Source organism: Mesorhizobium oxytropidicola (genome assembly GCF_056174625.1).
On the sequence record NZ_CM149692.1, the window covers coordinates 721,930 to 736,138 of the forward strand.

Genomic DNA, 14,209 nt, shown 5'->3' on the forward strand with positions numbered 1-14,209 from the left:
TTCGTCCCAGAACCGGACCGTCCGCTTCCCGCCCACCTCAAGACGTCTGCACATCGGCGCAGATTTCGCCTTGCCTCATCACGGTGATGCGGTCGCGGTCTACCACCGGCAGATCGTGGCCGATGAACAGCATGTCGCCTGCTGCCGGTCCTTCAATAGGTTGAGAATCTGTGCCTGGATGGAGACGCCGTCGCCGCCGGCCGGCGTGCGTCCATTGCTTACGCCGCGTTGCCGGTTTGGGGTTTGCGCAGCAGGCCCGCCGCCGGATCGAAAAAGGTCTTGGCGGCGGAGCCTTCGACGCGGCCTGCGTCGAAGGCCAGCGCGTCATGCATGGGAAGGGCTGGCGAGAAGAGAAAACCCTGCGCGATCATGCAGTCGAGCGATCGCAGGATCCGGCGATCCGCGTCGGTTTCGACGCCCTCGGCGACCACCTCTATTCCGAGCGTTCGCCCGAGATCGATGACTGCCTTGACCAGGGCCTGATCTTCCACGGAGCTGGCGAGATCGCGAACGAAGTCCTTGTCGATCTTGATCTTGCGGATCCGGCTGTCCTTCAGCGAAACCAGCGTCGAAAACCCGGTGCCGAAATCATCCAGCACAATGGACAGGCCGGCATCCGCCAGGCGTTCCAGCTTTTCGTCAATCCTGTCGCGATCCACGGGCGCTTCTTCCGTTATCTCGATCTCGAGCATCGCCACCGGGACATTCTTCGTCTTCAGGCTGTGCAGGATCATTTCATCGACATTGCCTGCCTCGAGCTCTCGCGGCGAGAGGTTCATCGCGACCCGAACATGCTGACGTCCGTTCCTCACGAGCTCTTCGATCATGGCGCAGCAGTTGAGAAACACCGTTTCCGTCAACAGGGAAAGCAGCCCGGTTTCACGCGCCGCGGTGACGATCTCGGGCGGGGAAATGGCGCCATGAACCTGGTGGCGCCAGCGCAGCAGCGCCTCGAAGCCGACGACTGCATTCGTGTCCAGCCGCACCAGGGGCTGGAACCATGAGCAAAGCGTGCCTGTTTCGATGGCGCCGCGCAGATCGCGCTCGATGCAGTGCTTGCGTTCGAGACCGCGGTCGAGACCGGCATCGAAGAGACGGTATTCATTCCTGCCACTGCGCTTGGCCGCATAAAGCGCGAAGTCTGCCCGCAGCAGCATCTCCGTCAATTGCGGCCTCTCCGACACATAGATGCCGATCGAAGCGCCGACGCGCACCGAATTCAATGCCGGATCCGGATTTGCGATAGCGGCGATGATCGAGGATGCAAGCTCGTCGGTTGACTGCACGGATTTGCCGGCGGGAAAGAGCAGCACGAACTCGTCGCCGCCAATGCGCGAAATGGTTGCGCCAGGCGGAGCATGGTCCTCGATCCTGCGCGCAACCCTGACCAGCAGGCCGTCGCCGATATTGTGACCATAGGTGTCGTTGACGGATTTGAAGCCGTCCAGGTCGATCAGCATGGCCACGAACGGACCGTCGGCAAGTCCAAGCTGGCGGATGGCTTGCTCGAGCCCATATCGGTTGTGCAAATTCGTCAGCGGATCGCGCCTGGAGTTTTGCTCCATCTGGGTGGCGAAGTCTTTCGCCTCGTATTTGAGGCGGCTTGTTTCCCGGAAGCGGGCTTGTCCAAGAAGCGCGCTTCTGATCATTCCAACGAGAAACAGCAGGACCGTGAAAGCCAGAATGTAATTTTCGATACCGCCTTTCGCCGAAAGGCAGCCGATGGCGACCAAAAGCGGCAGCGTCATGAAGTTGATCGAGGCCGGGGCGTATGATGTTCCGTAGGTGACCGAACCGGCCGACGTGCCTGCCAGGACGATCAGGTAGATCGGCGCCTGGGGCGTGGTGTAGCCATCGGTCAGCACCGCCAGGAAAGACCAGGCGATGCCCGACGCCAGAGCCAGCATGCCATAGGAAGAAAGCCGCGCACCGATCGGCTTCAGCCAGTTGTCGGCGGTGCCCGATTGGGAGAGAGCAAGGGCTATGCGTGCGCCATTTATTGTGCCGACCGCCGCAAACCACAACACCGCCGCAAACCCGCCGCCCGAAAGCAGCTGCACGGCCAGGATCAGCGCCGAAAGGACCGTGCCGATAGGCATCGAAATGAAGACACCCGCCCGCAGATCGGCGAACTGATCCCGGAGAATCCCGGCGTCCACGGATTCACCCTGCCCCTGAGGGGCGGATCCTTGAACAGGCTGCTCGGAGTGCCACATGGGGGTAAGTAGCTAGGCCAGTCGGGTGAAAATCGCGTTAAGGATTTCAGCACCTTACGGTGCAATCGCCCGATTTTTGGCCCGTGACGCGCCGTTCTTTTACTCGCTGGAGCGCGCCGGCCGATCCAGATCGACGCGTTGGCGCGGTGCAGGAAATTTGGCCGGCTAAAGGACAGGCCGAGGCCAGCGATTGATGCGGTGTCGGCACTGGTGCGCCGGCTGGTGGTGGAGCGCGGGTGTTACGAGTGAGGCAGGATATGACGGGCCAAGCCTTGACGCGTTCGAGCCCCGCCCAACATATCGTGTCCAACGTGCCGATGGACCGTGCTTGCTGCCAATCCGAGAGGCGCGCGCCGAAACAGCCCTAACCCGCATTCAGGAACCGCGTCCATGCGCCGATATGCCTGCCTCCTTGGAATTTCAGCCATGACCGCGGCTCATCCCGCGATGGCGCAGAGCGACGCCGAAATGAAAGCGTGCATCGACCGGTCCGCCGGCGTCACCTCGCAAATGCTGGATTGCGGGAAAGCCGAGATCGACAAGTTAGATGCCAGGTTGAACGCGGCTTACAACACCCTGATGCATCGCGAACATGGCCCTCAACGTGCCCAGCTGCAGCGTGAGCAGCGCGCCTGGCTGAAACATCATTTGCAGGAAACGCACCGTCTTGCCGCCGATCCCAACAACGGATCGGCGGCCTTCCTCTCATCTCAAGGGTTTGAACTGGACGATTTGAGCGCACGCACGGCCGAGCTCGAAAAGCGTGTCCAGCAAAACCCGTAGTCACTCAACCAGGATCATCAGCACAATCGTGGATTGCTCTTCGCTTTGGCGTCTCATGCCTGCAAAGCAACGCTCAACTGCACCAACACGGGCCGGACGCATCCTCACAAACTGGTTGTGTTCGACCCTTGCGAGCGGTTACTAAAGGGCTGATGTCGCGGCACTTCGAGGCCCTGGATTAGTCTTGCTCATTTGCCAGCCGTGCTGGGCCGGATGGGTCGTCTCGGGATTTAGATCCGTTGAAATGGAGCGAACGGGCATGGGCATTCTGGATTTTATTTCCAAACAATTTATCGACGTCATCCAGTGGACAGCCGACGAGCCGGGCGTGCTGGCCTCTCGCTTCCCGATGTCCGGCATGGAAATTCAGAACGGCGCCCAGCTCGTGGTGCGCGAGACGCAGAAGGCGGCCTTCTTCAATGAAGGCAAGATCGCCGACGTCTTCGGGCCAGGCACCTACACGCTCAATACCCGGACGCTGCCGGTGCTGACCTATCTGAAGAACTGGGACAAGTTCTTCGAGTCCCCCTTCAAGTCCGACGTGTATTTCTTCGACACCAAGGACCAGATCGACCGCAAATGGGGCACCACCCAGCCCCTGACCGTCCGCGACAAGGAATATGGGCCGATCCGACTGCGCGCCTTCGGCAACTATTCCTATGCCATCGGCGATGTCGAGATGTTCTGGTCGCGCCTGGTCGGCACGGCCGAGCGCTCCACCTCCGAGATGATCGAAGGGCAGCTGCGCGGTGTCATCCTCACGGCCATCGCCACCACGCTCGGCCAGAGCAGCGTCGCCTTTATCGACATGGCAGCCAATCAGGACGCATTCTCGCAAAAGCTGGCGGAGGCGATCGGTCCGGCGCTGCGGGCCTACGGCATCGACGTCAAGAGCTTCTACGTGCAGAGCCTGTCGCTGCCTGACGAGCTCCAACGCGTCCTCGACAAGGTGAGCTCGATGAACATGCTGGGCGACCTCAATCGCTACGTCCAGTTCCAGACCGCCGAATCGATCCCGATCGCCGCCGAGAATCCAGGCGGCCTGGCGGGGGCGGGAGCTGGCCTCGGAGCAGGGCTGGCGATCGGCCAGACCATGGCGCAGGGTTTCGGCAACGCTGCTGCTCCGGCAACGCCGGCCCAGGCGGCACCGGCCCAGCCGGCCGAGGATCCGATCCAGCTGCTCGAAAAGCTTGGCGGCCTGCTCGCCAAGGGGATCCTGACGCAGCAGGAATTCGACGCCAAGAAGGCCGAACTTCTGTCGCGAATCAAATAGGCTCCGAAGCGAGCCCAGCTTTCCAAACCTTGCGGTGCCGGGGGGCCGGCGCAGCCAACCGCCAACTCAGGGTTTTCATGCGCAAGTTCGCCTGTCCGTCTTGCGGCGCTGATGTCACCTTCCAATCGGCGCAATCGGTCTATGCCGTTTGCGCCTATTGCCAGTCCATGGTGGTGCGCACGGATGTCGACGTGAAGTCGATCGGCGTGATGGCCGCCCTGCCGGACGACATGAGCCCGTTGCAACTGGGCAGCGGCGGCTATTTCGAGGAGCAGTCCTTCACGCTCATCGGGCGGCTGAAGATCGGCTGGCGCGACGGGCTGTGGAACGAATGGCACCTTCTGATGGCGGACGGCCGGCGCGGCTGGATCGGCGAGGCACAAGGGTCCTTCTCCATCAGCTTCGAACTGGAAGGTGCCTTGCCCCGCGACGTCGAGGCGACCCTCGCCCACTGTCGGGCACTGCTGACAAGCGGCAAGGCCGCCGCCGAGGCAAGGCCCGGCTTTGTGGTCGAACTCGGCGGCGTCACGCTGCGCGCGGTCGACATCAAGCTGGCGACCTGCCTGGGATCGGAGGGCGAACTGCCCTTCGCCGCGCCCAAGGGCCGCCGGACGGTCGCGATCGACTGCATCGGCAGGAAGGGCGAGTTCGCCACGCTCGATCATGATGGCCGCGAGGCCCATGCCTATGTCGGCCGCTATGTGGAGTGGGATGCCTTCCGCTTCAGCAATCTGCGGCCGCTGGAGGGATGGTGATGGGCGAGCAGCCTTCGATCCTGCCGTCCGCCGAGCCGGCGCCGCCGCCGCGCGCGCCCGGCAAGCCGCGCACCTTCGCCTGCCCGAATTGCGGCGGGCCGGTCACGCTGCGCGCGGCCGGCCAGTCGATATCAGCCACCTGCAGCCAGTGTTCGTCCGTGATCGATGTCGCCGACGAAAATCTGAACATCATCGAGACGGCGCAATCGGCGATGCAGGACGCCGAGATCCCGATCGGCGCGCGTGCCCGGCTTGGTGATATCGAATGGGAAGTCGTCGGCTTTATGCGGCGCAGCGATGGGCCCGGCGACTTCCAGTGGACCGAATACCTGCTATTCAACCCCTATCACGGCTATCGATTCCTTGCCGAGGAATACGACCACTGGACCCTGGTGAAGATGCTGAACCGCGACGTCCCCGGCGCGGGCAGCCAGGGCGGGATCGATGCGAATGGACGCAGCTACCAGTTCTTCGGCAAGGGGATTGCACGCACAACCTACGTTGCCGGCGAATTCTTCTGGCGGGCATCAACCTCGGACGTCACCGCCGTAACCGACTATATCGCGCCGCCCTACAGGCTGATGGTGGAGAAAAACGACGAGGAGATCATCGTCTCCGAGGGCGAATATCTCGACGCAAGCCTCGTCGCCGCCGCCTTCAAGCTGCCGCTGCGCGTGCCCTCGTCCTTCTCGGCGGGCGTCAGTCAGGTAAATCCTTACAAGGCTTCCTTCAACGTCATCCTGGCGGCGGTGGTTGGCGCCACGCTGCTGCAAGTCGTCTCGCTGACAATGTCGGAAAACGCGATCGTCAGTTTCCAAACCTACGATCTGACCGCCGCCGACAAGGGCAAGACCCTGTCCTCCAGGCCGTTCCGATTGGAAAAGGAGGGCAATATCGAGATCGATACCACCTCGTACCTCAACAATGACTGGCTTGAGCTCGACATGGCGCTGGTCAACACCGACACCAACCAGGGCTATCCGGTGTTCCAGGCGCTGGAGCATTACAGCGGACAAGATTCCGACGGCGCCTGGGAGGAGGGCAGCTATGACACGACTTCGCTGCTGCCGCCGGTTCCGCCGGGCACCTATCAATTGCTGGTCGAGCCCGACGCCGGCGTGTTCTCCAAGGCATCGTCATTGGCGCAGCGTGTCGTCATCTCTGTCCGACACGGCGTGCCGGTCTGGTCGAACTATTTGATCGCCATGGCGCTGCTGCTGGTCGTGCCGGCGTTCGGCCTCGTCAAGCGGTCGATGTTTGAGAAGTCGCGCTGGGAAAAGGGTGGCGTTGCCGAGTGATGCGAGAGGGGAAGAGATGAGCAAACTGCAGATGATCTATGCCATGCTGGTCGTGCTCGGCATGTCGGCGGCCAACTTCAACGGCTATGCCTTGACCGCGATGTTCAACGGCAAGCAGACCGCCAACCGTGGCGTCAACGAATATCACAAATAGGGGGCTTTCGATGGATGTGACCGGCCTGATCGATTTGAAACTCGTCGTTGCCTCTTTGGTCTATTCGAGCCTGGGCCTCGTCGTCTTCGTCATCGCCTTCGTGCTGCTTGACCTCTTGACCCCGAAAGTGCACGTCTGGAAAGAAATCTGCGAGAAGCAGAACATGGCGCTGGCGATTTTCCTGGGGTCGGTGGCGATCGGCATCGCCCTCATCATCGCCTCGGCCATTCATGGCTGACGGGCGATCCCCGGGCGAGTTGGCGTAAGGCGCTTTCGTGGAAATCCTGCTGCTCTTTTCCGCCTTCGTCATCGCGACCTGCGGACTGGTCTACGAATTGATCGCCGGCACGCTGGCGAGCTACCTGCTCGGCGATTCCGTCACGCAGTTCTCCACCATCATCGGCGCCTATCTCTTCGCCATGGGCGTAGGGTCGTGGCTGTCGCGCTATATCGAGCGCAACCTGCTCGCCTATTTCGTCCGCATCGAACTTCTGATCGGGGCGATCGGCGGTTCCTCGGCCGCGGCGCTGTTCATCCTGTTCGACCAGGTCGCCTCCTTCCGCCTCTGGCTCTATGTCCTGGTCGGCGTGATCGGCATCCTGGTCGGCGTCGAAATTCCCCTGCTGCTGCGCATCCTGGAGGGGCGGCTCGCCTTCAAGGACCTGGTCTCCAAGGTCTTTACCTTCGACTATATCGGCGCGCTCTTCGCCTCGCTTCTCTTCCCGCTGGTGCTGGTGCCGCATCTCGGCCTGATCCGCTCGGCCTTCCTGTTCGGCATCCTCAACACCATGGTGGCGATCTGGATGCTCCATGCCATCAAGGCCGACATCATACCCCGGCGGGCGGCGCACAAGGCGGCGGCCTTCACCGTGCTGGCGCTGCTCATCGCCGGCTTCGTCTGGTCGGAACGCATCCAGTCGATCTCGGAGGCGAGCATTTATCCGGGCACGGTGATCTTCGCCCAATCCACGCCCTACCAACGCATTGTGGTCACCCGCCAGCAGCGCGACATCCGCCTCTTCCTCAATTCGAACCTGCAATTCTCGTCGCTGGACGAATATCGCTACCACGAGGCGCTGGTGCATCCGGCGATGAGCGCGCTGAAGGCGCCACGCAAGGTGCTGATCATCGGCGGCGGTGATGGCCTGGCGCTGCGGGAGGTGTTGAAATATCCGGCAGTCGAGGCCGTGACCATGGTCGATCTCGACCCCGCCATGACGCGCCTGTTTTCCAGCAACGAGCTGATGACGGCCCTCAATGGCGGCGCCCTGTCCTCGCCCAAGCTGACACTGATCAATGCCGACGCTTTTCTCTGGCTGCGGGAACGGAAGCCGGCCGATCAGCGCTTCGATGCGGTGATCATCGACCTGCCCGACCCCTCCAATTTCTCGATCGGCAAGCTGTACTCTCTCACCTTCTACCGCCAGCTGAAATCGGCACTGAACGATGACGGCATCGTGGTGATCCAGAGCACCTCGCCGCTCATCGCGCGCAAATCCTTCTGGTGCGTCGACAACACACTTGCCGCGGCCGGTTACCAGACCGCCGCCTATCATCTCTTCGTGCCGTCCTTCGGCGAGTGGGGCTTCATCATCGGCTCCTTCTCGCCCTATCGGGTGCCGAAACACCTGCCCGACGGGCTGCGCTTCCTTGACCTGCCGACCATGAAGGCGATGTTCCAGTTTCCGCCCGACATGGCACATGTCGCCACCGCCATCCAGCGGCTCGATGACCAGCCGCTGGTGCGCTATTTCGACGAGGAGTGGGGCGATTATCTCATCTATTGAAAACCGGCGTGCCGGTTTTCAGACCGGCAAGGAACGACCGCCTTTGAACGCCGTGCATCCGAAGATGCGGGCCGGGCGGCCGATGCCGCGAGCGATGGCCATGCCATGAGCCGGATCACCCGCAAGCAGTTCCTGGCTCTTGGCGCCGCCTCGATCGGCCTTGTCGGTTCCGGGGTGGCCGGCAGAGAGCTGCTGGCCGGAAGTGTGCTGTCCAGCGGCGGCGAGGGCGGAGCGGTGCCCGGTGAACTCGTCGGCGCCTCCTCCGCCATCGGCCACAGGCTGCGGGGCGGCACCTTCGCCGCGCCGGGCGAGATCCTGCGGACCGATATCGTCATCGTTGGCGGCGGCGTCGCGGGCCTGGGCGCCGGCTATCGCCTTGCCAAGGCCGGCTATGACGATTTCCTGCTGCTCGATCTCGAAGCCGCACCCGGCGGCAATGCCGCGAGCGGACGCAACGAGGTCTGCGCCTTTCCCTGGGGCGCCCACTACGTGCCGTTGCTGACCCAGGAAGCCAAGGCGGTGCGGGCACTGTTCGAGGATTTCGGTATCATCACCGGCTACGGCCCGACGGGCGCGCCGGTCTACGACGAATACGCGCTGTGCGCCGACCCGTCCGAGCGCCTCTACCGCTACGGGCGCTGGCAGGACGGCCTGGTGCCGGCGATAGGCCTCACGGCGCAGGAGGAGGCGGAGACCAGCCGCTTCTTCGCCACGATGCGCGACTTTCGCCGGCGCGTCGGCAGCGACGGCAAGCGCGCCTTTGCCATTCCGCTCGACCTGAGTTCGCAGGACGCCCACCTTATGGCACTCGACGCCATCGCCATGACGGCCTGGATGGAGCGCGAAGGCTACCGCTCGCCAGGGCTCGCCTGGTATGTCGACTATTGCTGCCGCGACGACTACGGCACGCGGTCGAAGGATGTCTCGGCCTGGGCCGGCATCCATTATTTCGCCTCCCGCAACGGCAGGGCGGCCGATGCCGACGATCAGGGGCTGGTGACCTGGCCGGAAGGCAACGGCTATCTCGCGCGCCGCCTCGCCGAGGTCCTGGGCCCGCGCGTGCGACCGCGGGCGCTGGCTTTTTCCGTTGAAACAGGGGGTACCGGCGTGTCGGTCGATGTCTGGGATGCGGCCGAGGACAAGACCTTCCGCGTCGAGGCGAAGGCGGTGGTGCTGGCGACGCCGCATTTCGTCACGGCGCGGCTGATCAAGGATGCTGCCCTGGCCGCCGGCTTTTCCTATGCGCCCTGGGCGGTGGCCAACATCACGCTCGACAGCCTGCCGGGCGGCACGGGGGCCGGCCTGAGCTGGGACAATGTCGTCTTCGACAGCCCCTTGCTCGGCTACGTCGTGGCCACCCACCAGATCACGCAGATGCGCCCCACCAAGACGGTGCTGACCTATTACTGGCCGCTCAGCCACCTGCCGCCGGAGGAAGCGCGCCGGGAGGCCCTGGCGCGACCGCTGCCGGCCTGGCAAGGCATCTTCCTCAAGGAGCTTCTGGCAGTCCACCCCGAGCTCGAAGGCCATGTCCGGCGGGTCGACGTCTGGGTTTGGGGGCATGCGATGATCCGGCCGGTGCCGGGCTTCATCTGGGGCGCGCAGCGGCGCGCCGGTCTCGTGCAGAAGCCGCCTGTCTTCACCGCCCATTCGGACATGAGCGGCGTCTCCATCTTCGAGGAGGCCTATACGCACGGGGTGCGTGCGGCCGAGAACGCCATGGCCTATCTCAGCCATCCCTTCGAGACGGTGCTGTGATGGCCTATTCCCTCCTCAAGGCCCAACCCTGGATATTCTCCGCCCGCTTCGACCTCGGCTTCATCCTGGCGCCGGCGCTGCTGGTGACGCTGGCCGCCCTGGCCTGGTCGCTGTTCGGCGGCGTGGCAAGCGAGACGTCGCCCTGGGTCTGGCTGGTGCTCGTGGTCGGTGTCGACGTGTCCCATGTCTATTCGACCCTGTTCCGCACCTATCTCGACCGCGCCGAGCTTCGCGCGCGCCCTTGGCTCTATGGCTTGACGCCGCTGCTGGCCTGGCTGGGCGGCTGCCTGCTCTATTGGTGCGGCAGCCTGGTGTTCTGGCGCGTGCTTGCCTATGCCGCCGTGTTCCACTTCGTGCGCCAGCAATACGGGTTCATGATGATCTATGCCCGCCGGGAACGCGGCCTGCCGCCGCTCTTGCGCCGCATCGACAAGGCAGCGATCTACGGCGCCACGCTCTATCCGCTGATCTACTGGCATTGCCACCAGCGGCAATTCTCCTGGTTCGTCGACGGCGATTTCATCCGCCTCGACCTGCCGCTGCTCGCCACCGTCGCCGGCCTTTTCTATGGCGCCATCCTGGCCGCCTACGTCGTCAAGGAGGCCGTGCTGCTGCGCCGCCGTATAGGCTTCAACCTGCCGCGCAATCTGCTGCTCGTCGGCACCGCGACATCCTGGTTCATCGGCATCGTGCTGTTCGACAACGACCTCGTCTTCACCGGCACCAACATCATCGCCCACGGCATCCCCTATATCGCGCTGATCTGGGGCTATGGCCGCAACCAGGCGCGTCTGCAAGGCGGGCGCAGTTCCTTCCTGGCGCCATGGATCGCCCATCTGTTCACCTGGCGGGCCGTGCCTGTCTACATGGCCGCCCTCTTCGGCCTCGCCTATCTGGAGGAGGGGTTGTGGGATGGCTTCGTCTGGCGCGAGCATGGCAGCCTCTTCGGCGTCTTCGATACCTTGCCGTCGCTCGGCTCTTCCGACGCGCTGATCTGGCTGGCGCCGCTGCTCGCCCTGCCCCAGGCCACCCACTACATCCTCGATGCCTTCATCTGGCGCATGCAGACCAGGGACACCAATTGGAAGCGGGTGCTGTTCGCGCAAGAGACGGGGCGGTCCTGATGGATAGCCGTGTGACCGATCAGGCCCAAACCGAGCAGGCCTTCGCCCCCGGCCTGCACCTCCTCGTCGATTTCTGGGAGTGCCGCGGCCTGCGGGATGCCGAGGGCATCGAGCGCGTGTTGCGCGAGGCGGCAGCGGCCTGCGGCGCCACGGTGCTCGGCGTCATGTTGCACAATTTCGGCGAGGAGGGCGGCATCACCGGCGTCGCCTTGCTCGCCGAATCCCATATCAGCATCCACACCTGGCCCGAGACCGGCTATGCAGCCCTCGACCTGTTCATGTGCGGCCGCTGCGACCCTCGAGGAGCCTTGCCCATACTGGAGGCGTGGTTCTCGCCGGGCCGTACGAGGGTGACGGAGCACCAGCGAGGATGAGGTTGCAGACCATCAGTTGGCGCAGGTTCTTCTGCCTCAAGCCAAGATGCAGTCCGAGTCCCGCCCTAGTCGGCACTCAACCCACTCTCGCTCAAAGCCTCGGCATCAGCCGTAGCAGTTCGCGCGCCCTGGCGATGGAGATGCGCTGGCGCTGGCCGCCGGAGAATTCATGCGGGAATTTGCGACCAGCGGCCTTTCCAAGGCCGGCCAGTTCCTGGAGATCGCCGACGATAGCCGCGGTTTCCTGCCCGCTCGGTGCCTTATTGTGCGGCCGCGCCCCGTCATCCCCTATATTAGTCAATAGTATGGACTCGACCGCCTGAGTCGCAACGCTTAGATTGCGTATGGACCTCTAGCCTTCCACGGGGAAGCCAACTGAGATATCAGGATGGCTTGGCAATGAATACGTCGATAACTGCTATCACTGTAACGCATAACAGCGCGCATACCGTGCGTGGCGCGCTTGCTCGCCTGCCGCCAGGGCTGGAGATCGTATGCGTCGACAATGCAAGCACCGACGATCTTTCCGCCGCGCTATCCGGCCTTGCCGTCCATCGTATTGATAATGCTGTAAATCTCGGCTTTGGGCACGCCTGCAACATCGGGGCGGCGGCGGCATCGGGGGAGTATCTGCTGTTCATCAACCCCGATGTGCGTCTTGAGACAGACGCCGTCGATGCGCTTATGCAGGCGGCTGAACGCTACCCAAATTGCGGCGTCTTCGTGCCCCGCACCAACACGGTGGATGGGCGGTTGTGGTTTCGCGAGCAGAGCGAAATCGATCGCCTTTCCGGCGTGTCGCTGCCCACACGTGTTCGGCAGGTCTGGGGAGATTGTTGCGTCCGCTTCGTCAATGGCGGCGTGTTCATGATCAAACGGACGCTCTTCCTGGATACGGGCGGGTTTGATGAGGATATCTTTCTGTATTTCGAGGATGACGACCTCTCATACCGTCTGCTGCAGCGTGACGAGCCGATGATCCTTGTCAGTGGCGCACATGCCGTCCACGACATTGGCACTTCGGTTGCGCAATCAACCCGCTCACGGATCTTCCGGTATCGGTCGAAGATGCGCTCGGAGATCCACTTGCGCAAAAAGTACGGCATCGCCTATAGCCCATTCGTGGACATACTCCGTTATTCGACGAAAATAGGCTTCTATTGCCTGACGCTTAATCGAAACAGACTGATCAATTCCTTGGGCCGACTGATAGGTATATTTGACAGCATCCTTGACCGATCGCGCGCGAATCGGAACAGCGGCTATGTCGCCTGACACTGCCGACACCAGCGTTGCCTTGGCTGATGTCCTGCCCCGCGAGCCGCGAAAGGAAGAGGCATGGGGCGTCGACCGAAGCAGTGACGTGAGCGAAATCCACATCGACGCGCCGGGACGCTACATCGTCGAGCTCTCGCCGACAGACAGGCGGATGCCGTTTCTCCGGGTCAATGTTCGCCGCCCAGGACATGCCGACAGGATCGTCTACGTGCCGGTTACCAGGCGGACGTCCTATCTGCTCAGAAGCAGCGAAGGCGGCTTGGTACTGCAATTTGATAGAGGCGACCTCGTTGCGGCGAGCGTTAGACCCTTAGGCATCGGGGATATTGGCACGCTGTTGAGTCGACGCCGTCGCCACAAGCGATTTCAACTGCCGTTTGGCCGAGGCCTCGTATTGCAGCCTCTTTTGCACATTTCAGGAGCGGAAGGGCGCGAATTGGCCCGTGCCCTCGGCAGCCTTGCCGGTTGGGGGTTTGGCACGGCGAGCGACAATCTGCAGAAGACCCTGTCGCGGCACTTTGATGGTCCGCCAGCCGAGGCACCCGAACGCCGGCCCACCGTCGAGCCGAAGATCGCCGTCGCGCTTCACCTGCACTACGTGGATCTCTGGCCCGAATTCGAGGTGCTGCTGGAAGCGATCGATCGTCCGTTCCATCTCATCCTCACACTGACCCGGCCCGACACGGCACTCGCGGCACGCGTTCAGGCGAAATTTCGGGATGCCGAGATCGTTGTCTATGACAATCGCGGTCGCGATGTCGGCCCGTTCATCCAACTGCTCCGCGAAGGAAGGCTCGATCCCTTCGATCTCATCTGCAAGCTGCATGGCAAGAAGTCGGGGCCGAGCGGGCCGCGTATGGTCCTTGGTGAGATCTGGCGCCAGGCGAGCGCCTTCGACCTGATCGGGTCCCGCGACGTGGTTGACCGCATCATCGCCGAATTCGAGCGTTCGCCCGACACCCAGATCATTGGATCCAGACGCTTTCGGTTGCCCAATGAATGGAAGGGGGAGAAGGCTGCGTGGGGCGAGAACAGGGCGATGGTCCTCAATTTGCTGGCTACAATGGGGATGCCCTCCAGTTCCCGTCTCGACTTCTTTGCCGGGACGATGTTCTGGGTTCGCCGCAGCGCGCTGGAACCCCTCATGCGACTTGACCTGCCTTTGGCAGCCTTCCCCGAAGAGGCAAGCCAACATGACGGCACATTGCAGCATGCCCTCGAGCGTGTGCTTGGAATGATCTGCACAGAGATCTCCGGCGTTGCCTGGGACGATGACACGACGCCGGATTCCCGCGAGGCAGACCCGATTGGATAGATCCGAATTTTTGATCTTCGTAGGATCGTTGGCCAGCAGAACGCGATGGAAGAGATTTCGGCTCCGTCAACGAATTCGAGCCAGCGGGCTGTTC

Annotated in this window: 13 protein-coding genes and 1 pseudogene; 12 read left to right on the forward strand and 2 right to left on the reverse strand. The window is 62.9% G+C overall.

The window, feature by feature from the left end; genetic code table 11:
• Positions 1–218: 218 nt before the first annotated feature.
• A complete protein-coding gene (locus AC0V8S_RS03515) occupies positions 219–2,159 on the reverse strand; it encodes a putative bifunctional diguanylate cyclase/phosphodiesterase (RefSeq protein ID WP_475436832.1) in 1,941 nt (646 codons plus the stop codon).
• A gap of 447 nt (positions 2,160–2,606) precedes the next feature.
• On the opposite strand from AC0V8S_RS03515, the gene AC0V8S_RS03520 reads away from it, so the two are divergent.
• The 10 genes from AC0V8S_RS03520 (at position 2,607) to speD (ending at position 11,522) form a co-directional block, all read left to right on the forward strand.
• Positions 2,607–2,999: a lysozyme inhibitor LprI family protein gene (locus AC0V8S_RS03520; RefSeq protein ID WP_183464623.1), complete on the forward strand. Its 393-nt coding sequence runs from the start codon at positions 2,607–2,609 to the stop codon at positions 2,997–2,999.
• Positions 3,000–3,258: 259 nt separating this feature from the next.
• Complete coding sequence (locus AC0V8S_RS03525) at positions 3,259–4,272, forward strand: SPFH domain-containing protein (RefSeq protein WP_475436833.1); 1,014 nt, start codon at positions 3,259–3,261, stop codon at positions 4,270–4,272.
• 77 nt (positions 4,273–4,349) lie between these two features.
• Positions 4,350–5,027, forward strand: coding sequence for a DUF4178 domain-containing protein (locus AC0V8S_RS03530; protein WP_183464621.1), 678 nt, complete (start codon positions 4,350–4,352; stop codon positions 5,025–5,027).
• Positions 5,027–6,325 carry a DUF4178 domain-containing protein gene (locus AC0V8S_RS03535; RefSeq protein WP_475436834.1) on the forward strand — a complete coding sequence of 433 codons (1,299 nt, stop codon included), beginning with the start codon at positions 5,027–5,029 and terminating at the stop codon, positions 6,323–6,325. Before AC0V8S_RS03530 ends, AC0V8S_RS03535 begins: the two co-directional genes overlap by 1 nt.
• Positions 6,326–6,341: 16 nt before the next feature.
• Entirely contained in the window at positions 6,342–6,479 is a 138-nt protein-coding gene (locus AC0V8S_RS03540; RefSeq protein ID WP_183464619.1) for a hypothetical protein, read from the forward strand.
• Positions 6,480–6,489: 10 nt separating this feature from the next.
• Positions 6,490–6,717 carry a DUF350 domain-containing protein gene (locus tag AC0V8S_RS03545; protein ID WP_183464618.1) on the forward strand — a complete coding sequence of 76 codons (228 nt, stop codon included), beginning with the start codon at positions 6,490–6,492 and terminating at the stop codon, positions 6,715–6,717.
• Between the two features lie 37 nt (positions 6,718–6,754).
• Positions 6,755–8,266, forward strand: a complete 1,512-nt coding sequence (locus AC0V8S_RS03550; protein ID WP_475436835.1) for a polyamine aminopropyltransferase — start codon at positions 6,755–6,757, stop codon at positions 8,264–8,266.
• Positions 8,267–8,371: 105 nt separating this feature from the next.
• Positions 8,372–10,024 carry an FAD-dependent oxidoreductase gene (locus AC0V8S_RS03555; RefSeq protein WP_475436836.1) on the forward strand — a complete coding sequence of 551 codons (1,653 nt, stop codon included), beginning with the start codon at positions 8,372–8,374 and terminating at the stop codon, positions 10,022–10,024.
• A complete protein-coding gene (locus AC0V8S_RS03560; RefSeq protein WP_475436837.1) occupies positions 10,024–11,148 on the forward strand; it encodes a hypothetical protein in 1,125 nt (374 codons plus the stop codon). The genes AC0V8S_RS03555 and AC0V8S_RS03560 overlap by 1 nt, the downstream gene beginning before the upstream one ends.
• Before the next feature lie 11 nt (positions 11,149–11,159).
• Positions 11,160–11,522 (forward strand): adenosylmethionine decarboxylase, encoded by a 363-nt coding sequence (speD, locus tag AC0V8S_RS03565; protein WP_475436838.1) that lies wholly within the window; start codon positions 11,160–11,162, stop codon positions 11,520–11,522.
• Positions 11,523–11,646: 124 nt separating this feature from the next.
• Here speD and AC0V8S_RS03570 read toward each other — a convergent pair.
• A pseudogene (locus AC0V8S_RS03570) lies at positions 11,647–11,775 on the reverse strand (ABC transporter ATP-binding protein); the annotation flags it as partial.
• A gap of 146 nt (positions 11,776–11,921) precedes the next feature.
• Between AC0V8S_RS03570 and AC0V8S_RS03575 the strand changes: the two are divergent.
• A complete protein-coding gene (locus tag AC0V8S_RS03575) occupies positions 11,922–12,797 on the forward strand; it encodes a glycosyltransferase family 2 protein (protein ID WP_183464613.1) in 876 nt (291 codons plus the stop codon).
• The gene (locus AC0V8S_RS03580; RefSeq protein WP_475436839.1) at positions 12,787–14,115 is read left to right on the forward strand and encodes a rhamnan synthesis F family protein; all 1,329 of its coding nucleotides are present in this window, start codon (positions 12,787–12,789) and stop codon (positions 14,113–14,115) included. Before AC0V8S_RS03575 ends, AC0V8S_RS03580 begins: the two co-directional genes overlap by 11 nt.
• The last annotated feature ends 94 nt before the right edge of the window (positions 14,116–14,209 follow it).